The 25,246-nt window shown below is 61.2% G+C and carries 21 protein-coding genes; 18 read left to right on the top strand and 3 right to left on the bottom strand.

Going from position 1 to position 25,246, the window contains the following annotated elements:
* Nucleotides 1-38: 38 nt before the first annotated feature.
* Nucleotides 39-929: a phenylalanine 4-monooxygenase gene (gene phhA / locus BPHYT_RS19520; protein WP_012434825.1), complete on the bottom strand. Its 891-nt coding sequence runs from the start codon at nucleotides 927-929 to the stop codon at nucleotides 39-41.
* Nucleotides 930-1,076: 147 nt separating this feature from the next.
* Here phhA and BPHYT_RS19515 point away from each other — a divergent pair, with 147 nt between their 5' ends.
* On the top strand, nucleotides 1,077-1,568 hold the full coding sequence (locus BPHYT_RS19515) for an Lrp/AsnC family transcriptional regulator (RefSeq protein ID WP_012434824.1): 492 nt from the start codon (nucleotides 1,077-1,079) through the stop codon (nucleotides 1,566-1,568).
* Nucleotides 1,569-1,621: 53 nt separating this feature from the next.
* On the opposite strand, the gene BPHYT_RS19510 is transcribed toward BPHYT_RS19515, so the two are convergent.
* Complete coding sequence (locus BPHYT_RS19510; protein ID WP_012434823.1) at nucleotides 1,622-2,158, bottom strand: class IV adenylate cyclase; 537 nt, start codon at nucleotides 2,156-2,158, stop codon at nucleotides 1,622-1,624.
* 315 nt (nucleotides 2,159-2,473) lie between these two features.
* Complete coding sequence (locus BPHYT_RS19505) at nucleotides 2,474-3,373, bottom strand: LysR family transcriptional regulator (protein WP_012434822.1); 900 nt, start codon at nucleotides 3,371-3,373, stop codon at nucleotides 2,474-2,476.
* A gap of 145 nt (nucleotides 3,374-3,518) precedes the next feature.
* Between BPHYT_RS19505 and BPHYT_RS19500 the strand changes: the two genes are divergently transcribed.
* The 17 genes from BPHYT_RS19500 (at nucleotide 3,519) to BPHYT_RS19420 (ending at nucleotide 25,091) form a co-directional block, all read left to right on the top strand.
* Entirely contained in the window at nucleotides 3,519-5,057 is a 1,539-nt protein-coding gene (locus tag BPHYT_RS19500) for a CoA-acylating methylmalonate-semialdehyde dehydrogenase (protein ID WP_012434821.1), read from the top strand.
* 138 nt (nucleotides 5,058-5,195) lie between these two features.
* Complete coding sequence (locus BPHYT_RS19495; protein ID WP_012434820.1) at nucleotides 5,196-6,908, top strand: GMC family oxidoreductase; 1,713 nt, start codon at nucleotides 5,196-5,198, stop codon at nucleotides 6,906-6,908.
* Nucleotides 6,909-7,206: 298 nt separating this feature from the next.
* Nucleotides 7,207-7,986: an ABC transporter ATP-binding protein gene (locus tag BPHYT_RS19490; RefSeq protein WP_007180049.1), complete on the top strand. Its 780-nt coding sequence runs from the start codon at nucleotides 7,207-7,209 to the stop codon at nucleotides 7,984-7,986.
* Nucleotides 7,983-8,741, top strand: coding sequence for an ABC transporter ATP-binding protein (locus BPHYT_RS19485; protein ID WP_012434819.1), 759 nt, complete (start codon nucleotides 7,983-7,985; stop codon nucleotides 8,739-8,741). Before BPHYT_RS19490 ends, BPHYT_RS19485 begins: the two co-directional genes overlap by 4 nt.
* A 51-nt stretch (nucleotides 8,742-8,792) precedes the next feature.
* Nucleotides 8,793-10,007 (top strand): ABC transporter substrate-binding protein, encoded by a 1,215-nt coding sequence (locus BPHYT_RS19480; RefSeq protein ID WP_012434818.1) that lies wholly within the window; start codon nucleotides 8,793-8,795, stop codon nucleotides 10,005-10,007.
* A 188-nt stretch (nucleotides 10,008-10,195) separates the two neighbouring features.
* Nucleotides 10,196-11,080 (top strand): branched-chain amino acid ABC transporter permease, encoded by an 885-nt coding sequence (locus BPHYT_RS19475; RefSeq protein ID WP_012434817.1) that lies wholly within the window; start codon nucleotides 10,196-10,198, stop codon nucleotides 11,078-11,080.
* The gene (locus tag BPHYT_RS19470; protein ID WP_012434816.1) at nucleotides 11,080-12,051 is read left to right on the top strand and encodes a branched-chain amino acid ABC transporter permease; all 972 of its coding nucleotides are present in this window, start codon (nucleotides 11,080-11,082) and stop codon (nucleotides 12,049-12,051) included. The genes BPHYT_RS19475 and BPHYT_RS19470 overlap by 1 nt, the downstream gene beginning before the upstream one ends.
* Nucleotides 12,052-12,569: 518 nt before the next feature.
* Nucleotides 12,570-13,736 carry an ABC transporter substrate-binding protein gene (locus BPHYT_RS19465; RefSeq protein ID WP_012434815.1) on the top strand — a complete coding sequence of 389 codons (1,167 nt, stop codon included), beginning with the start codon at nucleotides 12,570-12,572 and terminating at the stop codon, nucleotides 13,734-13,736.
* 370 nt (nucleotides 13,737-14,106) lie between these two features.
* Entirely contained in the window at nucleotides 14,107-15,267 is a 1,161-nt protein-coding gene (locus BPHYT_RS19460) for an ABC transporter substrate-binding protein (RefSeq protein WP_012434814.1), read from the top strand.
* 204 nt (nucleotides 15,268-15,471) lie between these two features.
* The gene (locus tag BPHYT_RS19455) at nucleotides 15,472-16,527 is read left to right on the top strand and encodes a branched-chain amino acid ABC transporter permease (protein ID WP_012434813.1); all 1,056 of its coding nucleotides are present in this window, start codon (nucleotides 15,472-15,474) and stop codon (nucleotides 16,525-16,527) included.
* Between the two features lie 4 nt (nucleotides 16,528-16,531).
* Nucleotides 16,532-18,316, top strand: coding sequence for a branched-chain amino acid ABC transporter ATP-binding protein/permease (locus tag BPHYT_RS19450; protein ID WP_012434812.1), 1,785 nt, complete (start codon nucleotides 16,532-16,534; stop codon nucleotides 18,314-18,316).
* Between the two features lie 11 nt (nucleotides 18,317-18,327).
* Nucleotides 18,328-19,080: an ABC transporter ATP-binding protein gene (locus tag BPHYT_RS19445; protein ID WP_012434811.1), complete on the top strand. Its 753-nt coding sequence runs from the start codon at nucleotides 18,328-18,330 to the stop codon at nucleotides 19,078-19,080.
* A 172-nt stretch (nucleotides 19,081-19,252) separates the two neighbouring features.
* Complete coding sequence (mnmG, locus tag BPHYT_RS19440) at nucleotides 19,253-21,211, top strand: tRNA uridine-5-carboxymethylaminomethyl(34) synthesis enzyme MnmG (RefSeq protein ID WP_012434810.1); 1,959 nt, start codon at nucleotides 19,253-19,255, stop codon at nucleotides 21,209-21,211.
* Complete coding sequence (rsmG, locus tag BPHYT_RS19435; protein ID WP_012434809.1) at nucleotides 21,208-21,891, top strand: 16S rRNA (guanine(527)-N(7))-methyltransferase RsmG; 684 nt, start codon at nucleotides 21,208-21,210, stop codon at nucleotides 21,889-21,891. The genes mnmG and rsmG overlap by 4 nt, the downstream gene beginning before the upstream one ends.
* A 95-nt stretch (nucleotides 21,892-21,986) precedes the next feature.
* A complete protein-coding gene (locus BPHYT_RS19430; protein ID WP_012434808.1) occupies nucleotides 21,987-22,778 on the top strand; it encodes a ParA family protein in 792 nt (263 codons plus the stop codon).
* Between the two features lie 18 nt (nucleotides 22,779-22,796).
* Complete coding sequence (locus BPHYT_RS19425) at nucleotides 22,797-23,684, top strand: ParB/RepB/Spo0J family partition protein (protein WP_012434807.1); 888 nt, start codon at nucleotides 22,797-22,799, stop codon at nucleotides 23,682-23,684.
* An 861-nt stretch (nucleotides 23,685-24,545) separates the two neighbouring features.
* Nucleotides 24,546-25,091: an ATP synthase subunit I gene (locus BPHYT_RS19420; RefSeq protein WP_012434806.1), complete on the top strand. Its 546-nt coding sequence runs from the start codon at nucleotides 24,546-24,548 to the stop codon at nucleotides 25,089-25,091.
* The last annotated feature ends 155 nt before the right edge of the window (nucleotides 25,092-25,246 follow it).

Here is a 25,246-nt window from a genome sequence, read left to right as displayed (position 1 = left end):
TTTCACGGATGACGTCTGCCCGCAGTCGGCCTTGATTTTCAGATATCACCGTCGGCCAGCCAGCCTTCCTGCGAGCCGCGCGTGATGACGCGATCGTGCTCGAGCACGTCGCCCGCAGCGAGCGCCGGTTCGGCGACGAGCTTTGCCAGCAGTGGCGCGAAATCGGTTTGCGCCACCTTGAATAACTGCGCGAAGTCGTCGATCACGAAGTAGGTTTTCTGGAACGTGTCGATGCGGTAGCGCGTTCGCATCACGCGTTCGAGACCGAAGCCGAGACGGTTCGGCGCGGCGCTCTGCTGGCTGTAGAGCGTTTCGCCCTTGCTCGACACGATGCCCGCGCCATAGATCTTCACGCCGTTCGGACTCGCCGCGTCGCGGATCAGCCCGAACTCCACTGTGTACCAATAGAGACGCGCGAGTAGCGGCAGCGCACCGGCGTCATGGGCAGCGAGCGCGGCGCGGCCGTATGCGTGCATGTAGTCCGCGAATACGGGGTTGATCAGCAGCGGCACGTGGCCGAACAGATCGTGAAAACAGTCTGGTTCCTGCAGATAGTCGAGCTGATCCGGCCGGCGCATCCACCACGTCACGGGAAAGCGGCGATTCGCCAGATGCTCGAAGAACACTTGGTCCGGCACGAGGCCCGGCACGGCGACGATCTCCCAGCCCGTAGCGGGGGCGAGCTTCGCGTTGATTTCGTCGAACGAGGGCACGCGGTCGGGCGGCATGCCGATGGTGTCGATGCCCGCCAGAAACTCGTCGCAGACGCGCCCTTTGAGCAGCGCGGTCTGGCGCGCGTAAAGCTGTTGCCATACCGCGTGGTCGACGGCGCCATAGCGCTCGGTTGGTTGATCGATCGTGAAATCAGCGCGGGTTTCGAGGCCGGCGTGGAATTGCTCTTTCAGTTTGGCGGTGTTGGCGGTGGACATGATGCTGCGCTCTACAGCGATGGCTGGTGTGTATCGGAAATGCAAGTGTAGAGCGGCAGGAGTGCGGACTGGGCGCAATAGAGGCAATTTACGGACTAGTTATGCAATAATCCTGCATCAATAAGCCTTTCAATGCGGATATTCGACATGTTGGAACTGGATCACTTCGATCTCGCGCTGCTGGACGTGCTTCAACGCTTCGGCCGTGCAACGCATCAGCAATTAGCGGAACAGGTTCCGCTGTCGCCGTCGCAGATCGGACGGCGTTTGCAGCGGCTGGAACAGGTGGGGGTGGTGGACGGCTATCGCGTCGTGCTCCGGCCGGAAAAACTCGGACTCGGCGTCACCGCGTTTACCAGTCTGAAATTGAAGCACCACGGCGATTCGATCATCGAGCAGTTTCAGCAGCAGATCGATGTGCTGCCTGAAGTGCTGGAATGTCATGCCGTGGTGGGCGACGCCGACTATCTGTTGCGCATCGTCGCGCCCGATCTGAATTATCTGTCGACGTTCGTGATGAAGAAGCTGATGCGTGTGCCGGGCGTCGACAGCGTACGCTCGAATATCGTGCTCACCACGTTCAAGCGCAACGGCCCGTTGCCGCTGGGGCATCTGTCGCCAGGAACAGCCGCACCTTGATGCGGCCCCGGTCGCGCTGACGCCGCCGCCCGCGACCCTGGATTGCGTCAGTCTTATGCCGCTTGCTTCGGCTCGCTGTCCGGGCTCAGCAAATCGACGTAGGCCACGGCCACCAGATCCGATTCCGGCACGCCGAGTGTGGCGAACATCGCATGCGCTTCGGCGTGGCCGCCTTCTTCGTCGTCGTCCTGGGCGAGCAGCACTTCGAGTTCGATAAAGTCGCCTAGACCGTCCACCCGATCCAGATGGATCCGCGTACGCCCGGTCAGATACACATGCCGTTCCTTGGTGACGATGCCGCGCGTGGTCAGCGCGGTGGCGAGCAACGCGTGCATGGCCTCCGGATTGGTCACCGGGCTGCGCGTGTAATACGACGCCTTCGGACCGTCGCGGTCGTCGCGCTGATAAAAGATCAGCTCGGCCGGCGTGCCGTCGTCGAACTGGCGCAGCTTCAGACGGCCGCGCGGCACGTCGTAGAAAAAATCCTGCTGGCGGAAGATCAGCGGTGCGTCCGGCGCGAGCTGCGCCGCGCGTTCGCGGAGTTGCTCGAAATGCTGGGCGCGGGCTTTGATTTCAATGTTGCGTGCCATGTCAGGTTCCTGTTGAAGGATGGATTGGTCGGCGGCTTCCGGTGTTGCCGGGGCGAAGCTGCCGGGAAGGACAAATCGGGTGGAACGGGAAAGGATGCAGAGCCGGCGCGTGAGCGCGAACCCTCAATCTAACAAAAACTGCGTGACGGTGTGGTTTCAGGCGCGGGGCAAGTGGCCGCGGTCGCTGGGTAAGCAGATCGCGCAGATTACCTTTTGCGATATGGTCACACGGGCTGCGGCTGTCATGAGAGCGCCTCATATCGCGCACTCGGCGGCGCTGTCGGAGCCATCACGCAAAAACCATTCGCGCGATCCTCAAGTCGCCCACTGCTGTTCGATCAGCTTCAACGCCGCGGCAATCGCCGGTTCCTCCTTGCGCTGCGCGAGCGTGATAAAGCTGAGCTGAGTCGGCACGGTAACACCTTCGACGATGGTCAACGCATGCGCATGCGCTTCTGCGATCGCGGTGGCGTCGCGCGCGAGCGTGAGACCGACGCCCGATTTGACCAGATCGAGCATCGATGGCTCCTGGTCCACTTCCGCCACCTTGACCGGCTTCACACCGGCTTCGTCGAAGCAGCGCGTCAACAGCCGGTTATGTGCCGACGCGGGCGGCGTCCAGATCCACGGCAGCGCCGCGAGCGAACGCCAGTCGCGCGCGCCCTTCACGCGGTCTTTCCAGCCGGCCGGCGCGAGCACGCGGTACTGGAAGTGAGTCAGCGTGAGCGCGTAAAAAGCTGGGCCGTCGCGCGGTTCGTCTTCGGACGGCAAGCCGATGTAGTAGCCGACATCCAGTTCGCCCGCGCGAACCTGCTCCAGCACCCAGCCCGACATGCCGTGGCGCAAAGCCGTCTCGATGTGCGGCCAGCTTTCCACGAGCTGTTTGAGAAAGCCGCCCAGGCGCAGAAACGCCGGGTCGAGGATGGTGCCGATCCGCAGTCGTCCACGTACTTCGTGACGCAGCGATTGCGCCGCCCGCTGCACGTCGTTCGCCGCGCCGAGCGCGCGTTCGGCGTGAGGCAGCAGCGCTTGTCCGTCGCGCGTGAGCGAGAGCCCGTGCGAGGTCCGCGTGAACAGCGTGACGCCGAGCGTCTCCTGCAAATGCTTGATTTGCAGGCTGACGGCAGGTTGGGTCAGGTGCAGTTGCACGGCGGCACGCGTGAGGTTGCCCTCGCGAGCCACGGTGACGAACGCCCGGAGCAGAGTCAGATCCATATCCTGATATTAGCGCGCCTTATAGCGCAGTTGAGCATTACTCATTGGATTTCCCGGCCCGAAGCGCCGTACGCTTCACCTTCAGCACGCCTTTATCACGCCCGGGGCACGCCGGAGCGGAAGACTTCACAGGAAAGAGGACACCATGAGCGAGACATATCAGGACGAAACCCAACGCAGCGCGACCAGCGCCCGCGCGCTGACCCATTTCATCAACGGCAAGACGTTCGAGGGCACGAGCGGCCGTTTCGGCGACGTCTTCAATCCCGCGCAAGGCAGCGTGAGCGCGCGCGTGCCGCTGGCGAGCGTCGCCGAGGTCGATGCGGCCGTCGCCGCCGCCAAGGCCGCGTTTCCCGCGTGGAGTGAAACCGCGCCGATCAAGCGCGCGCGAGTCCTGTTCAAGTTCAAGGAACTGCTCGACCGTCACCACGACGAACTCGCGGAACTGATCACGCGCGAGCACGGCAAGGTGTTTTCGGATGCGAAGGGCGAGGTAATGCGCGGCATCGAGATCGTCGAGTTCGCGTGCGGCATTCCGAATCTGTTGAAGACCGACTTCACCGATCAGATCGGCGGCGGCATTGACAATTGGAATTTGCGTCAGCCGCTCGGCGTGGTCGCAGGCATTACGCCGTTTAACTTCCCGATGATGGTGCCGTGCTGGATGTTCCCCGTAGCGATTGCATGCGGCAACACGTTCGTGCTGAAGCCATCTGAGCGCGATCCGTCCTGTTCGAATCGTCTCGCGGAATTGCTGAAGGAAGCCGGCTTGCCGGACGGCGTCTTCAACGTGGTGCACGGCGATAAGGTCGCTGTCGATGCATTGCTCGTGCATCCGGAAGTCAGCGCATTGTCGTTTGTCGGTTCGACGCCGATTGCCGAATACATCTACACGGAAGGCACGAAGCACGGCAAGCGCGTGCAGGCATTGGGCGGAGCGAAGAATCATCTGGTGGTGATGCCGGACGCGGATCTCGACCAGGCGGTGGATGCCTTGATCGGCGCGGCGTACGGTTCGGCGGGCGAGCGTTGCATGGCGATTTCGGTGGCGGTGGCAGTGGGTCATATCGCCGACGAACTGATCGAGCGACTCACGCCGCGTGTGAAGAGTTTGAAGATTCTCAACGGCATGGAATCAGATGCCGAGATGGGGCCGCTGGTGACCGCGGTACATCGCGAGAAAGTGGTCGGCTATATCGATTCGGGCGTCGAGGCGGGCGCGAAGCTGGTGGTCGATGGGCGCGGCCATCAGGTCAGTGGCCATGAGAAGGGCTTCTTTCTCGGCGGCACCTTGTTCGACAATGTCTCGACCGACATGAAGATTTATCGCGAAGAGATTTTCGGACCCGTGCTCTGCGTAGTGCGCGTGCCGGATTTTGCGTCAGCGGTGGAACTGATCAACGCCAACGAGTTTGCTAACGGCGTGTCGCTGTTTACGTCCGATGGCGGCGTTGCTCGCGCTTTCTCGCGGCAGATTCAGATCGGCATGGTGGGCATCAACGTGCCGATTCCCGTGCCGATGGCGTGGCATTCGTTTGGCGGCTGGAAGAAGTCGCTGTTCGGCGATCATCACGCGTATGGTGAGGAGGGCGTACGGTTCTATACGCGCTACAAGAGCATCATGCAGCGCTGGCCCGACAGTATCGCCAAGGGTGCTGAATTCACGATGCCAGTGGCCAAGTAGTGTGAAAGTCAGGCGGTTGCCTTCGGCAGGCGGCGCTCCTCGTCGCATGTCGAAGGCAGAAAAAACAAATAGAGCCTAACGCCGCAGTCGCATGACAACCATGCGACTGATCGGCAAAAAAGCTTAGGAGACTGAATAATGAGCTATACCGACACGACGCACGCAACCCGGCGCCTCGAAGGCGAATTCGACTACATCATCGTGGGCGCGGGGACAGCGGGTTGTGTGCTGGCCAATCGCCTGACCCAGGATCCCGACGTGCAGGTATTGCTGCTTGAAGCCGGCGGCAAGGACGACTACCACTGGATTCACGTGCCGGTCGGCTACCTCTATTGCATCGGCAATCCGCGCACGGACTGGCTCTATAAAACGCAGGCGGAAGCGGGCCTCAATGGCCGCGCGCTGTCGTATCCGCGTGGACGCGTTTTGGGCGGCAGTTCTTCCATCAACGGCATGATCTACATGCGCGGTCAGCGCGAAGATTACGATGAATGGGCGCGCGTCACGAACGACGCATCCTGGTCATGGAACTCAGTGTTGCCGGTCTTCAAACGCAGCGAAGATCACCATGCCGGCGCCAGCGAATCGCACGGCGCGGGCGGACCATGGCGAGTCGAAAAACAGCGGTTGAAATGGAAAATTCTCGAAGAGTTTTCACGCGCCGCGCAAGAGACCGGCATTCCCGCCACCGACGATTTCAACCGCGGCGACAACACCGGTGTCGGCTATTTCGACGTGAATCAGAAACGCGGCATTCGCTGGAACGCATCGAAGGCGTTTTTGCGTCCCGCACTCAAGCGGCCGAATCTCACCGTGATCACCGGCGCGTACACGCAACGCGTCGTGTTCGAAGGGCGCCGTTGCACAGGCGTCGAATATCGCGGCGACAACACGGACTATCTGGCCAAGGCGCGTTGCGAAGTGATCCTCAGTTCAGGCGCGGTGAATTCACCGCAATTGCTGGAACTCTCCGGCATCGGCAATGGCGCGCGTCTGCAGAATCTGGGTATCGAGGTCGTCGACGATCTGCGTGGCGTGGGCGAGAATCTGCAGGATCATTTGCAGTTGCGCATGGCCTATAAAGTCGACGGCGTGCGCACGCTCAATACAGCGTCCGCGCATTGGTGGGGCAAGTTGCTGATCGGCATGCAGTACGCGTTTTTTCAAAGCGGCCCGATGTCGATGTCGCCGTCGCAACTTGGCGCGTTCGCCAAATCCGATCCGGGCGATCGCTCGCTCACGCGGCCCGACCTCGAATATCACGTCCAGCCGCTTTCGCTCGATCGCTTCGGCGAACCGCTGCATCGGTTCAATGCGTTCACGGCGTCGGTGTGCCAGTTGCGGCCCACTTCGCGCGGCAGCATTCACATCGAATCCGCTGATGCTTCAGCGCCGCCCTTGATCGCACCGAACTATCTCTCCACCGACTACGACCGGCACGTTGCCGCCAACGCGCTGCGTCTCACGCGCCGCATCGCGGCGGCGCCCGCGCTCGCACGTTACCGGCCGCAGGAGATTTTGCCGGGCATTCAGTACCAGACCGAAGAGGAGTTGCAGCAAGCTGCCGGCGCGGTCGGCACGACCATCTTCCATCCAGTCGGCACCTGCCGCATGGGGACGACCGACGACCCCGGCGCCGTCGTCGACAACCGGCTACGGGTTATCGGTGTTGACGGACTGCGCGTGGTCGATGCATCTGTCATGCCGACCATCACCTCGGGCAATACCAATTCGCCCACGCTGATGATCGCCGAGCGCGCCAGCGACATGATCCGTGAAGATCGCCGTGCGCGTGTGGGCGGCAGCTTCGCGGCACAAACTTGCGCGACGCGGTCCATGTCCGCGGTGTGACAGACTAGATTGAGCACGAGCCGCATGAGATGCCCGTCCGACCTGCGCGGCGGGCATCTCGCACGTATGCGGCTCGCTCGGAGCCGGCGTCATCCACTTACACTAAGTGCAAATCCCAATGAATGCGCTGCATCATTGGCGCGACAATGGCAGCCATGCTGCGTGCCGCCCCATGGATTACCGTCCGGATTGGTGCAGTACGCCAACGAGCGGCACGGGGTGCCGCCGTCATAAAAAGTCGCGCAGCGGTTCGCGCGGAAGATCGTAATGCTTCGCCTTACTCCGTATGGAAGGGAACATGATTCTCGGCGATACGATTCTCGAAACGCGCGGCCTCACCCGTGAGTTCAAAGGCTTCATCGCCGTGAACGGTGTGAACCTGCGCGTGCGCCGTGGCTCAATCCATGCGCTCATCGGCCCGAATGGGGCAGGCAAGACCACCTGTTTCAATCTGCTCACCAAATTTCTGGAACCCACTGCGGGCCAGATCGTTTTCAACGGCATCGACATCACGGGCGAACGCCCGGCGCAAATCGCGCGGCGCGGCATTATCCGTTCGTTCCAGATTTCCGCGGTGTTTCCGCATCTGACAGCATTGCAGAATGTGCGCATCGGTTTGCAGCGCCAGCTCGGCACGGCATTTCATTTCTGGAAGAGCGAACGCACGCTGCGCCAACTTGATGATCGCGCAATGGATTTGCTCACCCAGGTCGGACTGACCGATTTCGCCGACGTGTTGACGGTCGAACTTTCCTACGGCCGCAAACGCGCGTTGGAAATTGCCACCACGCTCGCCATGGAACCGGAGCTCATGTTGCTCGACGAGCCGACGCAAGGCATGGGCCATGAAGACGTCGATCGCGTGACGGCGTTGATCAAAAAAGTATCGAGCGGCCGCACCATTCTGATGGTCGAGCACAACATGAATGTGATCGCCGGCATCTCCGACACGATTACGGTGCTGCAACGAGGCGAAGTACTCGCCGAAGGCAGCTACGCCGAAGTGTCGAAGAATCCGCTCGTGATGCAAGCCTATATGGGCAGCGCCGACGCGGCGCTCGCCGGAGCCCACGCATGAATACGATTGCCGAGCGTGAAAGCCTCGACGTAAGCGGAACGGAGAACGCCGTTCCCGCGCTGGACATCAAGGGTTTGCAGGCGTGGTATGGGGAGTCCCATATTCTCCATGGGTTCGATCTGACGGTGAACCGCGGCGAGGTCGTCACGCTGCTGGGCCGCAACGGCGCGGGACGCACGACCACGCTGCGCGCCATCATGGGCCTGACCGGGCGGCGCACCGGTTCGATCCGCATTGGCGGACGCGAAACCATCAATCTGCCCACGCATCGCATCGCGCATTGCGGCGTGGGCTACTGCCCGGAAGAACGGGGTATCTTTTCGAGCCTCTCGTGCGAGGAAAACCTGCTGCTGCCGCCGCCCATCGGCGACAAGGCGCACATGATGTCGCTCGAAGAAATCTATTCGATGTTCCCGAATCTGCAGGAGCGCCGCGCGAGCCAGGGCACGCGGCTATCCGGCGGTGAACAGCAGATGCTGGCCGTGGCGCGCATTCTGCGCACCGGCGCGAGTCTGCTGCTGCTCGACGAGATATCGGAAGGGCTCGCGCCTGTCATCGTGCAGGCGCTGGCGCGCATGATCATGACACTCAAGGCGCGGGGCTATACCGTCGTGATGGTCGAACAGAATTTTCGTTTTGCCGCGCCGCTGGCGGACCGCTTCTATGTGATGGAGCACGGCGCGATTGTCGAGCACTTCGGGGCGAGTGAACTCGAAAGCAAGATGCCGGTCCTGCACGATCTACTGGGCGTATAAAAACGCCCGATTGCCTCTGATAACCACAAGCGAAGAAACCAGGAGACAGGAATGAAAAAGAACCCACTCGCGCGGCTTGCCACACTTTGTTTCGCGGTCGCCGCCGGCGCCGCATTGACGATGGGCAGCGCGCAAGCGGCTGACGACGCGGTGAAGATCGGTTTCATCACCGACATGTCCGGTCTGTATGCGGACATCGACGGGCAGGGCGGACTCGAAGCGATCCGCATGGCGGTGGCGGATTTCGGCGGCAAGGTCAACGGCAAGCCGATCACCGTGGTGTATGCGGACCACCAGAACAAGGCGGACATCGCGGCGTCGCGCGCGCGTGAATGGTTCGACCGCGACGGCGTCGACCTGCTGATCGGCGGCACGAATTCGGCAACGGGTCTGTCGATGAACACCGTGGCCGGCGAAAAGAAGAAGGTGTACATCAGCATCGGCGCGGGCGCGGACACGCTGACCAATGAGCAATGCACGCCGTACACGATCCATTATGCGTACGACACCACGGCGCTCGCCAAAGGCACGGGCTCGGCGGTGACGAAGCAGGGTGGCAAGACGTGGTACTTCCTGACGGCCGACTATGCCTTCGGCAAGGCGCTCGAGAAGAACACGTCGGACGTGGTGAAAGCGAACGGCGGCCAGGTGCTAGGCACGGTGCGCCATCCGCTGTCGGCGTCGGACTTCTCGTCGTTCCTGTTGCAGGCGCAAGCGTCGAAGGCGCAGATTCTCGGCCTCGCCAACGCGGGCGGCGACACGATCAACTCGATCAAGGCGGCCAAGGAGTTCGGCATTACCAAGACGATGAAGCTCGCCGCGCTGCTGATGTTCATCGACGACGTGCACAGCCTTGGTCTGGAGACCACGCAAGGCCTCGTACTGACGGACAGCTGGTACTGGAACAAGGACGCCACCACGCGCAAGTGGGCGCAGCGCTATTTCGACAAGATGAGGAAGATGCCGTCGAGCCTGCAGGCCGCCGACTACTCGGCGACCATGACCTATCTGAACGCGGTGAAGGCGGTGGGTTCGACCGACTCCGACAAGGTGATGGCGCAGCTGAAAAAGACCAAGATCGACGACTTCTATGCGAAGGGCTACATCCGTCAGGACGGCAGCATGATCCACGACATGTACCTGATGCAGGTCAAGACGCCGGCCGAGTCCAAAGAGCCGTGGGACTACTACAAGATCACGGCGACGATCCCCGGCGAGCAGGCGTTCACGACCAAGGCCGAAACGCGCTGCGCGTTGTGGAAATAATCGCTGGTTCGTAACCAGATAGCCGTCTGTCTGCTTGTCCTGACGGGCGATGCGTGGTGCCATGATGGTACACAGGCTGACGGCGAAGCGTTTCACATGCCGCGCGCGATCGGCGTTGTTTGCCGCTGATCGCGCGCCGGCCGGATCGTGCGTGACCGATCTCACCTTGGCGATGGGTTAAGGCTTCAATGGAAATCTTTGGCGTTCCGCTACCGGCGATGCTGAGCCAGCTGTTGCTCGGGCTCGTGAACGGCTCGTTCTACGCAATTCTGAGCCTCGGGCTGGCGGTGATCTTCGGCTTGCTCAACGTGATCAATTTCGCGCACGGCGCGTTGTTCATGCTGGGCGCCATGCTCGCGTGGATGGGCTTTTCGTATTTCGGCCTGCCGTACTGGGTGATGCTGGTGCTGGCACCGCTGGTCGTCGGGTTGTTCGGCATCGCGATCGAACGCTCGATGCTGCGCTGGCTCTACAAGCTCGACCATCTGTACGGGCTCTTGCTGACCTTTGGGCTCACGCTCGTGGTGGAGGGCGTGTTCCGCTCCATCTACGGTTCGTCCGGCCAGCCGTACGACGTGCCGTCGGCGCTTTCCGGCGCAACCAATCTCGGCTTCATGTTCCTGCCGAACTATCGCGCGTGGGTGGTGGTGGCCTCGTTGGCGGTGTGCTTCGCGACCTGGTTCGTGATCGAGAAGACGCGTCTCGGCGCCTATCTGCGCGCCGGTACGGAAAACCCGAAACTGGTCGAAGCGTTCGGCATCAACGTGCCGCTGATGATCACGCTCACCTACGGCTTCGGCGTTGCGCTGGCGGCGTTTGCCGGCGTGCTCGCCGCACCGGTGATTCAGGTCTCGCCGCTGATGGGCCAGCCGATGATCATCACCGTGTTCGCGGTGGTCGTGATCGGCGGCATGGGTTCGATCATGGGCTCGATTCTCACCGGTTTGCTGCTCGGTGTGATCGAAGGGCTGACGCGCGTGTTTTACCCGGAAGCGTCGGCGACCGTCGTCTTCGTGATCATGGCGCTGGTGTTGCTGGTGCGCCCGGCGGGTCTCTTCGGCAAGGAAAAATGATGCAGAGAAAAGTGCTCTACGGTCTGCTGCTGATCGTGCTTCTCGCGGTGCCCGTGCTCGGCATCTATCCGCTCTTCGTGATGAAGGTGTTGTGCTTCGCGCTGTTCGCGGCGGCGTTTAATCTGCTGATCGGCTACACCGGTTTGCTGTCGTTCGGCCACGCCATGTTTCTGGCTTCGGCTGGCTATGTGACGGGCTATGCGATCCAATCGCTCGGCTTCTCGCCGGAGCTCGGCGTGCTGGCCGGCACCGCTGCGGCAACCTTGCTTGGGCTGATCGTGGGTATCTTCGCGATTCGCCGCCAGGGCATCTACTTCGCAATGGTCACGCTGGCGCTCGCGCAGATGGTGTACTTCGTGTTCCTGCAGGCGCCGTTCACACATGGCGAGGACGGTCTGCAAGGCGTGCCGCGCGGCAAACTGTTCGGCGTGCTGGATCTGTCGTCCGACGTGGCGCTGTATTTCGTCGTGCTCGCCGTGATGGTGCTGGCCTTCCTGCTGATTGTGCGGATCGTGCATTCGCCGTTCGGGCAGGTGCTGGTGGCCATCAAGGAGAACGAGCCGCGCGCGGTGTCGCTTGGCTACGATACGGATCGCTTCAAGCTGCTCGCGTTCATTCTGTCGGCGGGGATTGCGGGTCTGGCGGGTTCGCTCAAGGTGTTGGTGCAAGGCTTCGAGACGTTGAGCGACGCATATTGGACCATGTCCGGCCTCGTGATCCTGATGACGCTCGTCGGCGGCATGGGTACGTTGTTTGGACCGCTGCTTGGCGCGGCGCTGATCGTTGCGCTCGAGGACCGGCTCGGCGATATCGGCGGGGCGTTGGCGACGACCACCGGTGTCGAGTGGTTCCGCTCGCTGGGCGAATCGGTCACCATCGTCACCGGCGTGATTTTCATTGCCTGCGTGCTGGCGTTCCGGCGTGGCATTGTCGGTGAAATCGTCGCGCGAGTGCGGCCGCTGCGAGCCTGACATTCAATGAAATGGGCAATTGCTTCGGCATCCGATATAATTCGTCCGTCTCGATGCGGCAGGTTGAAGCGGGCGGCAATCGAGTCGTAATGCATACACGGTATAGTTCGCACAACCGTGCCCCAATTCAGTGCCGCAGTGCACCACTAGGGTAATTGCTAGTTGTAGTACGTGGAGTGCTCGTTTAATCTTCATGCAGTTCTGATGCACCACGAATTTTGCAGGTGGAGAACGAGGAGACAATGAGGCACTCAGTGCCCAGACGAAAGCGCTGTTGGATTGATATCCAACAGCGCTTTTTATTTGTATTTCCGGTTATTCGCCATTCAAATTCCCCGCTAATTCGGTGACCCTTTTTCATTCACCGAACATGTCTCTATTCCACATCTCTGAGCCCTGCAAAACGCTTGCCGCGCGTGGCTTTCGTCCGCTACACTCGCTATTCACCGACCGCTTGGTCGGTATTTAAATCCGCGGATTTAAATTCGAATGAATAACGGGGTTGATAGAGGAGCGGAATGAAGTCGGCATTGCGTTGGATCAGCGCGGCATTGGTCGCCACCGGAGTGAGCGCAGCATGGAGCGGCCATGCATTCGCGGACGTAAAAATCGGCGTGACCTTGTCGGCAACGGGCCCGGCCGCGTCGCTCGGCATTCCGGAAAAAAACACGATTGCGCTGCTGCCTAAAGAGGTGGCGGGCCAGAAGATCGACTACATCGTGCTCGACGACGCCACGGATTCCACCCAGGCGGTCAAGAACACGCGCAAGCTCACGAGCGAAGATCACGTAGATGCGCTGATCGGCTCGACCGTCGTGCCGAATTCGCTGGCCATGATCGACGTCGCCGCTGAAACCACCACGCCCATGATCTCCATGGCAGCGGCGGCGAGCATCGTCGAACCGATGGATGCGAAGCGCGCCTGGGTCTTCAAGACGCCGCAGAATGACATTCTCATGGCCACCGCGATCGCGCAGCACATGTCGAACCACGGTGTGAAGACGGTGGCCTTTATCGGTTTCTCCGACGCATACGGCGAGAGCTGGTTCAAGGAATTCGGCAAAGCCGCGGATCTCGCGAAGATCAAGGTCGTCGCGAACGAGCGCTTCGCACGCAACGACGCATCGGTGACCGGTCAGGTGCTGAAGATCATGTCGCAGAATCCGGACGCGGTCCTGATCGCCGGCGCAGGCACACCGGCTGCGCTGCCGCAGAAAACGCTCAAGGAACGCGGCTACAAGGGCAAGTACTATCAGACGCACGGCGTCGCCAACAATGACTTCCTGCGCGTGTGCGGCAAGGATTGCGAAGGCACCTATCTGCCGGCGGGTCCGTTGCTCGTCGCCGAACAACTGCCCGATTCGAATCCCGTGAAGAAGAGTGCGCTCGCCTATAAGCGCGCGTACGAAACCGCATATGGCGCCGGCTCGGTGTCCACCTTCGGCGGCCACGCATGGGACGCGGGCCTGCTGCTGCAACGCGCGATTCCGCAGGCGTTGAAGAAGGGGCAACCGGGCACGCCTGCCTTCCGCGAAGCATTGCGGGCCGCGCTGGAAAGCACCAAAGACATGCCCGCGTCGCACGGCATCTTCAACATGAGCGCGAACGACCATGCTGGTCTGGATCAGCGGGCGCGCGTGATGGTGGAGATTGTCGGCGGCAAGTGGAAGTTGTCCGGCGACTGAGCGAAGGCTAAGCGATATGGACCTTCAATAAACCGAAGACGCGTGCAGTTGACGCGTCTTTTTTATTGTCCGCATCGCGTGGAAAAGTGTGGCTCCGCGGCTTTAGGACAAACCCGCATTTGGGTTGCGGTCTATTGACCTGCAATCGTGCAGAACGCAATACTACTAACATGTTAGTGTTTTGTTCACAGGATATCGCAGCGATTTGCAGTCGTGGTATGCAGCAGTGAAGTAGCACCAAAGCGGCGACGGTATTCGCGCCTGGCAGGGAAAACCATGCTTGGCACGCCAGAACCCGATAACTAGATTCAGACACCCGGCCCATGAGTCGGATTTCAGATACGCGCTTTAAAGCGTTTGGAGACTTGCAATGAAAAAGACAAAGCAGTGGGTTCGCACCGGCATTGCCATGGCGTTGATGTGCAGTGCGGGCGCGGCGTTCGCTCAGGTGAAGATCGGCGTGACGCTTTCTACTACGGGGCCGGCCGCATCGCTCGGGATTCCTGAAAAGAATACGATTGCGCTGCTGCCGAAAGAGATCGGCGGCAAGACCGTGCAGTACATCATTCTCGACGACGCATCCGATACCGGCAAAGCCGTGCAGAACACGCGCAAGCTGATCGACGAAGACCACGTCGACGCGATCATCGGTTCGACCGTTACGCCGAATTCGCTCGCCATGCTCGACGCCGCTGCCGAAGGCAAGACGCCGGTGATCTCGCTGGCGGCATCGGCGGCGATCATTTCGCCGATGGACGCGAAGCGCGCATGGGCCTTCAAACCGCCGCAAAACGACAGCCTGATGGCCGACGCCATCGCCGATTACATGGAGCATCACGGCGTGAAAACGGTGGGCTTCATCGGCTTCGCGGATGCCTACGGCGACGGCTGGAACAACGTCTTCACCGCGGCGGCCGCGGCACACAATCTGAAGATCGTCTCGAACGAGCGCTTTAACCGCACCGATGCATCGGTGACGGGTCAGGTGCTGAAGACGATGGGCGCGAATCCCGACGCGGTGCTGATCGCGGGCGCGGGCACGCCGTCGGCGCTGCCGGCCAAGACGCTCAAGGAGCGCGGCTACAAGGGCAAGGTCTATCAGACGCACGGCGTCGCCAACAACGACTTCCTGCGCGTGTGCGGCAAAGATTGCGAAGGCGAATTCCTGCCGGCTGGCCCGATCCTCGTGGCGGATCAACTGCCTGACTCGAACCCGGTGAAGAAGTCGTCGCTGGCCTATAAAGCGGCTTACGAGAAAACATATGGCGCGGGCTCGGTTGCGACCTTCGGCGGTCACGCATGGGACGCCGGCCAAATGCTGCAAGCAGCGATTCCGGTCGCGCTGAAGACCGCTCAGCCGGGCACGGAACAGTTCCGCGTGGCACTGCGTGGCGCGCTCGAGAACATCAAGGAACTGCCGGTTTCGCACGGCATCATGAACACCACCCCGACCGACCACAACGGCCTCGACAAGCGCGCACGCGTGATCGTGCAGATCGTCGACGGCAAGTGGAAGCTGCAGAACGAGTAACAACAAAAGCGGTACGCGCCTCTCGCGCAACTGCGGCATGTGACGCCGCATTGCCATTCTGTTCGATGACAATGGCATCGACCGCCGCGCCCTGTTCCGGCGCGGCGGTCGCCTTTTCAGGCATAGCGGGTCGGTGGACGGCCGCGAGTTCTGCCGCCACGACGGTTTCCCAGTTTCGATTTCGACGCTTCAGGACGAGGAAGTATGGATCTATCAATTGCGGCGATCCTCGCGCAGGACGGCATCACCACCGGCGCGATCTACGCGCTGCTCGCGCTCGCGCTGGTGCTGGTGTTCTCCGTGACGCGGGTGATCTTCATCCCGCAGGGGGAGTTTGTTTCGTACGGCGCGTTGACGCTCGCCGCACTGCAGACTCAGAAATTTCCGGCCACCTGCTGGTTGCTGATGGCGATGGGCGCGGCCTGCTTCGTGGTCGAGATAGCGGGGCTGGTGCGGCATCCCGAACGGCGCCGGCATGCGGCGCGCACGCTGGTCATGCTGGTCGGCAAATATCTGCTGTTTCCGATCGCGGTCTACGCGCTCACGCAAGGCGTGTTCATGCATACGCTGCCGATGATCGCGCAGATCGCGTTGACGCTGTTGATCGTGATTCCGATGGGCCCGTATGTGTACCGGCTTGCGTATGAGCCGATCGCGGAAGCGACCACGCTGCTGCTGTTGATCGTGGCGGTGGCGGTGCACTTCGCGATGGTCGGCCTGGGTCTCGTGATGTTCGGCGCGGAAGGTTCGCGCACTACCGCGTTTTCCGACGCGACCTTCAACATCGGCACGCTGACGATTTCCGGGCAAAGCCTGTGGGTGGTCGGCACGGCGGTGGTGTTGATCGGCGCGCTGTATCTTTACTTCGATCGCTCGATCTCGGGTAAGGCGTTGCGTGCGACGTCGGTGAACCGGCTCGGCGCGCGGCTCGTCGGCATCGGCACGACGCAAGCGGGGCGCCTCGCGTTCACGCTGGCGGCGGGCCTCGGCGCACTGTGCGGCATTCTCGTCGCGCCCTTGACCACCATCTACTACGACTCGGGCTTCCTGATCGGTTTGAAGGGCTTTGTGGGGGCGATTATCGGCGGACTCGTCAGCTATCCGCTGGCTGCCGCGGGCTCGATTCTGGTGGGCCTGCTGGAGTCGTATTCGTCGTTCTGGGCGAGCGCTTATAAGGAAGTGATCGTGTTCACGCTGATCATCCCCGTGTTGCTCTGGCGGAGTCTTGCCAGCCCGCACGCCGAAGAGGAAGAGGAGTGACGCGATGAAACGGATCATGCAAAACAAGTTCTTCTGGTTGTTCCTTGTGGTGCTGTTCGCGCTGCCGGTGTTGCCGCAACCGATTCACGTGCCTGAGTACTGGGTGACGCTGCTCAACTACATCGGCCTGTATTCGATCGTCGCGATCGGTCTTGTGCTGTTGACCGGCATCGGCGGGATGACGAGCTTCGGCCAGGCCGCGTTCGTTGGTATCGGCGCCTATGCAACCGCGTATCTGACGACGCGCTATGGCGTTTCGCCGTGGCTCGCGCTGATTGCCGGCGTGGCGGTGACGGCATTGATCGCGCTCATGCTCGGACTGGTGACGATGCGTCTGTCAGGACACTTTCTGCCGCTCGGCACGATCGCATGGGGTCTCGCGCTGTTTTACCTGTTCGGCAATCTTGAAATGCTCGGCAAGTACGACGGCATCAACGGGATTCCGGTGCTGAATGTGTTCGGCATCGACCTCGAATCCGGCCGCCATATCTATTACCTGATCTGGCTGGTCGTGCTCGGTGCGGTGATTTCAGTTCAGAACCTGCTTAATAGTCGTCCTGGGCGGGCGATCCGCGCGTTACGCGGCGGCGGCATGATGGCCGAGGCGATGGGCGTGAACACCGGGTGGATGCGCGTGGTGATCTTCGTGTACGCGGCGGTGCTGGCCGCGGTCTCGGGGTTCCTCTACGCGCACTTGCAGCGTGCGGTGAACCCGACGCCTTTCGGTCTGAATCACGGCATCGAGTTTCTGTTCATGGCTGTTGTGGGCGGCGTTTCGCATGTCTGGGGCGCGGTACTCGGCGCGGCGATCCTGACGGTGCTGCAGGACTATCTGCAGACCTTGCTGCCCAAGCTGCTCGGCGAGAACGGCAACTTCGAAGTGATCGTGTTCGGCATCTTGATGGTGCTGTTGCTGCAGTACGCGCGCCAAGGCGTCTGGCCGTTCGTTGCGCGCTTTTTCCCGAAAGGCCCGCGCGCACATCTGGCGGATCATGCGGAGCCGTTGCCGCAGCGCAGCAAGCCAGCGGCCGGCGAAGACTTGTTGACGGTGAACAAGGCGCGCAAGCAGTTCGGCGGGCTGGTTGCGGTGAACGATGTCAGCTTCGAAGTGAAGGCGGGGCAGATCATCGGTCTGATCGGGCCGAATGGCGCCGGTAAGTCGACCACCTTCAATCTGGTCACCGGCGTGTTGCAGGCGACCAGTGGTGAGATTACTTTCTGCGGCGAGCGCATCGATTCGCTGAGTTCACGTGAAATCGTCAAACGGGGAATCGGCCGCACCTTCCAGCACGTCAAGCTGCTGCCGGGGATGACAGTGCTTGAGAACGTCGCGATCGGCGCGCACTTGCGCGGGCAGGCGGGCGTGTGGCGCAGCGTCGTGCGCCTGAACAGCGCGGAAGAAGCACGGTTGATGGCTGAGGCGGCTCGCCAGATCCGCCGCGTCGGGCTCGAGCAGCATATGTACGACGAAGCTGGCAGCCTCGCGTTGGGGCAGCAGCGGATTCTCGAAATCGCTCGCGCGTTGTGCTGTGATCCGACGCTGCTGTTGCTGGATGAACCGGCCGCCGGCCTGCGCTATCAGGAAAAGCTGCAACTGGCCGACCTGCTGCGGCGCCTGAAGGCCGAAGGTATGAGCGTGCTGCTGGTGGAGCACGATATGGATTTCGTGATGAATCTCACCGATCGGCTGGTGGTCATGGAGTTCGGGACGCGTATCGCCGAAGGTTTGCCGCAAGAGGTGCAGCAAGATCCAGCAGTTTTGGAAGCGTATCTCGGCGGGGTGGAGTGATGGAGAACACGATGAATGCTGCTAGCCCGATTCTCGACGTCGACGGTTTGTCGGTCCGCTATGGCAAGGTGGAAGCGCTGCACGGTGCGGCGATCAAGGTGCGGCCCGGCCAGATCGTCTCCGTAATTGGCCCGAACGGTGCGGGCAAGTCCACGCTGCTGAACGCGATCATGGGCGCATTGCCGACGACGGGCCACGCGAAGGGCGCCGTCCTGTATCAAGGTGAAGACGTCAGCGCCGTGCCGGTCGAAAAGCGTGTCGCGCGCGGCATGTGCCTGGTGCCGGAGAAGCGCGAACTGTTTGCGTCGATGACGGTGGAAGACAATCTTGTCCTCGGCGCCTATCGGCGCAAGCGGGCGGGGGAGCGCAACTTCCTCGACCAGCTTGAGCCAGTCTTTACTCTGTTTCCGCGACTGAGGGAACGGCGCAAGCAGGCCGCCGGAACCTTGTCCGGTGGCGAACGGCAGATGCTCGCAGTAGGCCGGGCGCTCATGGGCAAGCCGGATCTGCTGATGCTGGACGAGCCGAGTCTCGGTCTTGCGCCGCTGATCGTGAAAGAGATTTTTCACATCATTAGCGCTCTGCGACAGACGGGCGTTGCTACATTGCTAATTGAGCAGAATGCGCGCGCCGCACTGCAAATCTCAGACTACGGCTACGTGCTGGAAACGGGTGAACTGGCGCTGGAAGGGCCGGCGGCGGACTTGGCGCAGAATCCGCGCGTGATCGAAACCTATCTGGGACTGGCGAAGAAAGCGGCTTAGCACGTGGCTTGCTGCTGTTTCCCGTTCTTCAAAGCGGTGTGTTTCACGTGAAACACACCGCTTTTTTATGGGTTGGCCATTCGGCCTAAATTCGGGCCTAAACCGAACCCGTTATAATTCGCCCATACTTTTCCTTTGAAGGCTCACGCGACGATCTGGCGTGAGATCCGCGATGCTCTTTCCCACAGAATTTGACGTAATCGTCGTCGGCGGCGGTCATGCCGGTACCGAAGCGGCTTTAGCTTCGGCGCGCATGGGTAACACCACGCTCCTGCTGACCCACAACATCGAAACCCTTGGCCAGATGAGCTGCAATCCGTCTATTGGCGGCATTGGCAAAGGCCATCTCGTGAAGGAAGTCGACGCGCTCGGTGGTGCCATGGCGGCCGCAACGGACGAGGGCGGCATCCAGTTCCGTATCCTGAATTCGTCGAAGGGGCCGGCCGTTCGCGCGACGCGCGCCCAAGCTGACCGTCTGCTGTACAAGCAGGCGATCCGGCATCGGCTTGAGAATCAGCCGAACCTCTGGCTATTCCAGCAAGCAGTCGACGATTTGATGGTGGAAGGCGACCGCGTCGTCGGCGCTGTGACGCAGGTGGGAATCCGTTTTCGCGCGCGCGCAGTGGTTTTGACGGCCGGGACGTTCCTTGACGGCAAGATTCACGTGGGTTTGAACAACTACACCGGCGGCCGCGCGGGCGATCCAGCCGCAGTGTCGCTGTCTGCGCGTCTTAAGGAATTGAAGCTGCCGCAAGGTCGCCTTAAGACGGGGACGCCGCCACGGATTGACGGCCGCACGATCGATTTTTCGCAACTCGAAGAGCAGCCAGGTGATCTGGATCCGGTGCCGGTCTTCTCGTTTCTTGGACGCGTTGAGCAGCATCCACGGCAAGTGCCGTGCTGGGTGACGCATACGAACGAGCGCACGCACGACATCATTCGCGGCGGTCTCGACCGTTCGCCGATGTACACCGGCGTGATCGAAGGAGTGGGGCCGCGCTATTGCCCGTCGATCGAGGACAAGATTCACCGGTTTGCATCGAAGGAATCGCATCAGATCTTCCTTGAACCGGAGGGACTGACGACCAATGAGTTCTATCCCAATGGGATTTCCACCAGCTTGCCATTCGATGTGCAGCTGGAACTCGTGCGTTCGATGCGTGGCTTGGAGCACGCACACATTCTGCGGCCGGGCTATGCCATCGAATATGACTACTTTGACCCGCGCGGGCTGAAGGCGTCGCTGGAAACCAAGGTAATTAACGGACTGTTCTTCGCCGGCCAGATCAACGGTACGACTGGCTATGAAGAGGCGGCGGCGCAGGGTCTGCTCGCCGGTATCAATGCCGGTCTGTTTGTTCAAGGCAAGGAAGCGTGGTGCCCGCGGCGCGATCAGGCCTATCTCGGTGTACTCGTTGACGATCTGGTGACGCGCGGCGTGTCGGAGCCGTATCGCATGTTCACGAGCCGTGCGGAATACCGCTTGAGCCTGCGTGAAGACAATGCGGATATGCGCCTGACGGAGATTGGCCGTGAGTTGGGCGTCGTTGACGACATACGCTGGGACGCTTTCAGCCGCAAGCGCGACGCTGTTTCACGTGAAACAGAGCGTCTTCGCACGACCTGGGTCAATCCTAAGACATTACCGGCTGACGAAGCGACGCCGCTGCTCGGCAAGCCGATCGACCACGAGTACAGTCTGGCGGATCTCCTGCGTCGCCCGGGTGTCTCTTACGACGGGGTTTGCGGGTTGCGCGCGGGCGCCTGTGCCGCGCCGGAAGCCTTAGCCGAAGACGACGTGCTGCTGGCCCAGATCAAAGAACAGATCGAGATCGGCATCAAATATCAGGGCTACATCGATCGCCAAGCTGGCGAAATCGAGCGGAACGAGGCGCACGAAAGCACGCGTTTGCCCGAAGGCGTGGACTATGCCGAAGTACGAGGGCTGTCATTCGAGGCGCGTCAGAAGCTGACGCAATTCCGCCCTGAAACCATCGGCCAGGCATCACGCATTTCGGGCATTACGCCTGCGGCGATTTCCTTGCTGATGGTCCATCTGAAGCGCGGTTTGGGCCGTCGTCCGACAAAACCCGCCGAGCCTGGCGCTGACAACAAGCCGGTGACGCAATGACGGTGAGCGAGAAGGGAAGCGGTAGGGACGCGTTGGCGCCGCTACTGGCGGATGGTGTCCGCGAGCTCGGCCTTGATTTGAGCGACGCGCAGCTGGACAAACTGCTCGACTATGTCGCGTTGCTGTCGAAGTGGAATGCCGTCTACAACCTCACGGCAATTCGCGACCCGCGCCAGATGCTGATTCAGCACATCCTGGATTCGCTTTCGATCGTGCCGCACCTCGCGCCGCTAGGTCCGTCCTCAGTACTCGATGTCGGCTCGGGCGGCGGCCTGCCGGGCATCGTGCTGGCGATTGTCCTGTCGGAATGGACCGTCACCGTGAACGACATCGTTCACAAAAAGACGGCTTTTCAGGCGCAGGCCAAGGCCGAACTCGGCCTTGCGAATCTGTCCGTGGTGACCGGCCGGGTCGAGACTTTGCAGCCGGGCGCCGAAGTACCGGCAAAGTTCGACGTAATTGTCTCGCGCGCATTCGCAGAGCTCGCGGATTTCGTTACACTGGCCCGTCATCTGGTTGCGGAGCAGGGTGCGATCTGGGCCATGAAAGGCGTGCGCCCGGACGGCGAGATCGAGCGCTTGCCGGTGGGTGCCCACGTGGAACAGATTATTCGGTTGAACGTGCCGTCGCTAGATGCGGAGCGACATCTGATCAAAGTTTTGGTGGATGCCGGCAGCTAGCGGCGCCAGCGGCTGGCGCGTGCCAGCCCCCACAGCCGATCCGGCATCACCTGCGATTTTTACTTCATCCAAGCTGCAAAAGGGACACTCCAACGATGGCAAAAATCTTCTGCGTTGCGAACCAGAAGGGCGGCGTCGGCAAAACGACGACCACAGTCAATCTGGCCGCGAGCTTGGCAGCGCAGGGACAGCGAGTCCTTCTCATCGATCTGGACCCGCAGGGCAACGCCACGATGGGCAGCGGCATCGATAAGGCTGCATGCGCAAATACCGTCTACGAAGTGCTGGTGGACGGCGTCGCCGTGGCCGATGCGCGGGTGCGGCCGGAGGCTGTCGATTACGACGTGCTGCCTGCGAACCGCGAACTCGCCGGCGCCGAGGTTGAACTAGTCAGTGTGCAGAACCGCGAGCGTCAATTGAAGATTGCGCTCGCGGCGGTCGAAAACGAATATGAATTCGTGCTGATCGACTGCCCGCCTGCTTTGTCGCTGCTGACGCTCAACGGCCTGTGCGCAGCGCACGGCGTCGTGATCCCGATGCAGTGCGAGTATTTCGCACTCGAAGGCTTGTCCGATCTAGTCAACACCATCAAACAGGTGCACGCAAACCTCAACCGCGACCTGAAGGTGATCGGTCTGTTGCGCGTGATGTTCGATCCGCGCATCACGTTGCAACAGCAAGTTTCAGATCAGCTGAAAGAGCATTTCGGCGACAAGGTGTTCGACGTGGTGATCCCGCGCAACGTGCGTCTCGCCGAGGCGCCCAGCTATGGTTTGCCGGGCGTGGTGTTCGACAGGGCATCGCGCGGTGCGCAGGCGTATGTGCAGTTCGGCGCGGAAATGATTGAACGGGTGCGCGCATTGAATGACGCGCCCCAAGCATCCTAAGCGGATCGAGGAAGCACGATGAACGCAGTAGCGAGAAAGAAGGGATTGGGCCGCGGCCTGGAAGCATTGCTGGGCGGCACGGCAGACATTACCGAGGCCGTCACGATCGAAGGGGCGCCGAACGTGCTGCCGCTTAGCAAGATGCAAGCGGGCAAATATCAGCCACGTACGCGCATGGACGAGGGCGCATTGCAGGAACTGGCGGCCAGCATCCGCGCGCAAGGCGTGATGCAGCCGATCCTCGTGCGTCCCATCTCGGCGGACCGTTACGAAATCATTGCCGGCGAGCGGCGGTTTCGCGCGGCGCGTCTCGCGGGCCTTGACGAAGTGCCGGTGCTGGTGAAGAACGTGCCGGACCAGGCTGCCGCCGCGATGGCGCTGATCGAGAACATTCAGCGTGAGGATCTGAATCCGCTGGAAGAAGCGCAGGGCATCCAGCGCTTGCTCGACGAGTTCGATTTCACTCACGAGCAGGCGGCGGAGTCGGTCGGCCGCTCGCGTAGCGCGGTATCGAATCTGCTGCGTCTGCTCAACCTGGCGTCGCCCGTACAGACGATGCTGTTGGCTGGCGATCTCGACATGGGTCACGCTCGCGCGCTGCTGGCCGTCGACGCCGCGACGCAAATCACGTTGGCCAATCAGGTGGTCAACAAGCGCATGTCGGTGCGCGAGACCGAAAAGCTCGTGACGGCGACTACAAAAGCCGCACCAGCGGTGAAGGCGCGCGCGAACGGCGACGGTGGCCGCGATACTCGGCGGCTCGAAGAAGAGCTGTCGGACTTGCTGGCGGCAACGGTCAAGATCAAGCTCGGCCGACGCGGGCGCGGCCAGGTGCTGGTGGACTTCGGTGATCTGGACGCGCTGGAAGGCATTCTGGTCCGGTTGCGTGGTAACGCCACGGCTTGATGGATGAATTGACTGGAAAGGCATCTGATCGCTTGCGATAAGGCAGATTGCCGGTCGCGGGTTGTTGGACTCGCCGTGGATTTTTGACGCGGCGGGTCTGCAAAAAGCGCATAGTATTTATCGGACTTTGCGGCCGGCCAGTGGCCCATATCGGCATTCGATGGATTCCTAAATAAAAGCGACGCTGGATAATCAGGATTGCTCATATATCGAGTCGTCTAGTGGGGTTCGTTGGCTTCCAAGTTTGCGGCCTCCGGCACGAGCACTGTCATGCCGCCGTCGCGATCCAAGCGCATTTGAGCCTGACGGATGTTGGGAGCCGCGAAACGGTTACGCCGCAAACTCGACAGGGATAACTTTCACGGAGGAGGGCGTGTCTGACGCCAAGGGTGAGAGTGGGCCTCTACGTCGTCAGCACATTCATGTAGCGCGAGCGAGGGGATATTTCTCGAAGGCTTTGCTTATGGATCGTCACACGCCGCTTTGATCCGCGAATCAGCGCGCACCGCTGTGCGCCTACCCGGCAGCGCTCGCCATGTCCACTTGCTTGGGCAGAAATCGGCGTTTGTTGCGTTTTCGAGACGTCTGCCACGGCGTTTAAACGACCCGTCGACGAGGGCAAGTTCCCCCGTTTCACACCACGTGTTTTGGCGCCGCCCGACAGCCTTACATTTGACGTGTTTCACCCGGCGAGATAGCCGTTCCCGCATCGTGAAGAGCCTTTTCACGCTGGTTATTGAACGGCCTAAAGTCTTGAATTGCCTGCAACTATCGCTTACAATCGCCCGGATTTAATTGCACGGCAACCCCGTAAGCGCAGCGTAAGCTCGCGGGCTGGAACAAGACTTTCGGAACACTGCGATGGCGGTCAAAACGTCGAATCAAGCGCCGAAGAATGGGCACGACGAACACCGCGCTGAACGCAAAGCTTCCGTTGCGTCCACCGGTCAGCAAGCGACACCTGACGAAGCGTGGGATGTCGAGCAGCAAGATAACAATATCGTTCCGCTCACGCGGACTGAAGCTGAAAAGCTATTTGGTCCTAACGTGAGCCGTCCATCGCGCGTCACGCCTTTCAAGGTCGTGGCAGCGCAAATGGTTTTGTCCCTGGGTGCTACGCTGGTGTGGTGGCTGTTCTACAAGCCGCCGGGCGCTGCTGCGCTGTCCGCGTTCCTGGGAGGAGCGATCTGCTGGGTGCCGAGTGCGTTGTTCGCGGCACGACTGAGAACGCTGAGCGGCGCCGAAACAGCAATGAGCTGGATGATCGGCGAAGCGCTCAAGATGGGGACAACGATCGCGATGTTTGTAGCCATCGCCTTCTGTTATCACGACGTACGCTGGGTTCCGCTGCTCGTGACTTACCTCATCGCGCTCAAGACGTACTGGATCGCCTTAGCATGGCGCTAAGGTAGCAGCAACGAAAGTAGCAGCAAAAAATTCAGGCTGGCGCGCAGCGCCGGCATCAGGAGTGCGGATATGACATGGTCCGCACCCGGCGTGTTCCCGCAATACAGAATTGCTGCGGGAGCGGCCTAAGACGATTTTCGACAATTTGGGTGGCA

The organism is Paraburkholderia phytofirmans PsJN (assembly GCF_000020125.1).
Classification (GTDB): domain Bacteria; phylum Pseudomonadota; class Gammaproteobacteria; order Burkholderiales; family Burkholderiaceae; genus Paraburkholderia; species Paraburkholderia phytofirmans.
The sequence above is the reverse complement of the archived record's forward strand: the minus strand, read 5'-3'. Positions and strand labels throughout refer to the sequence as shown.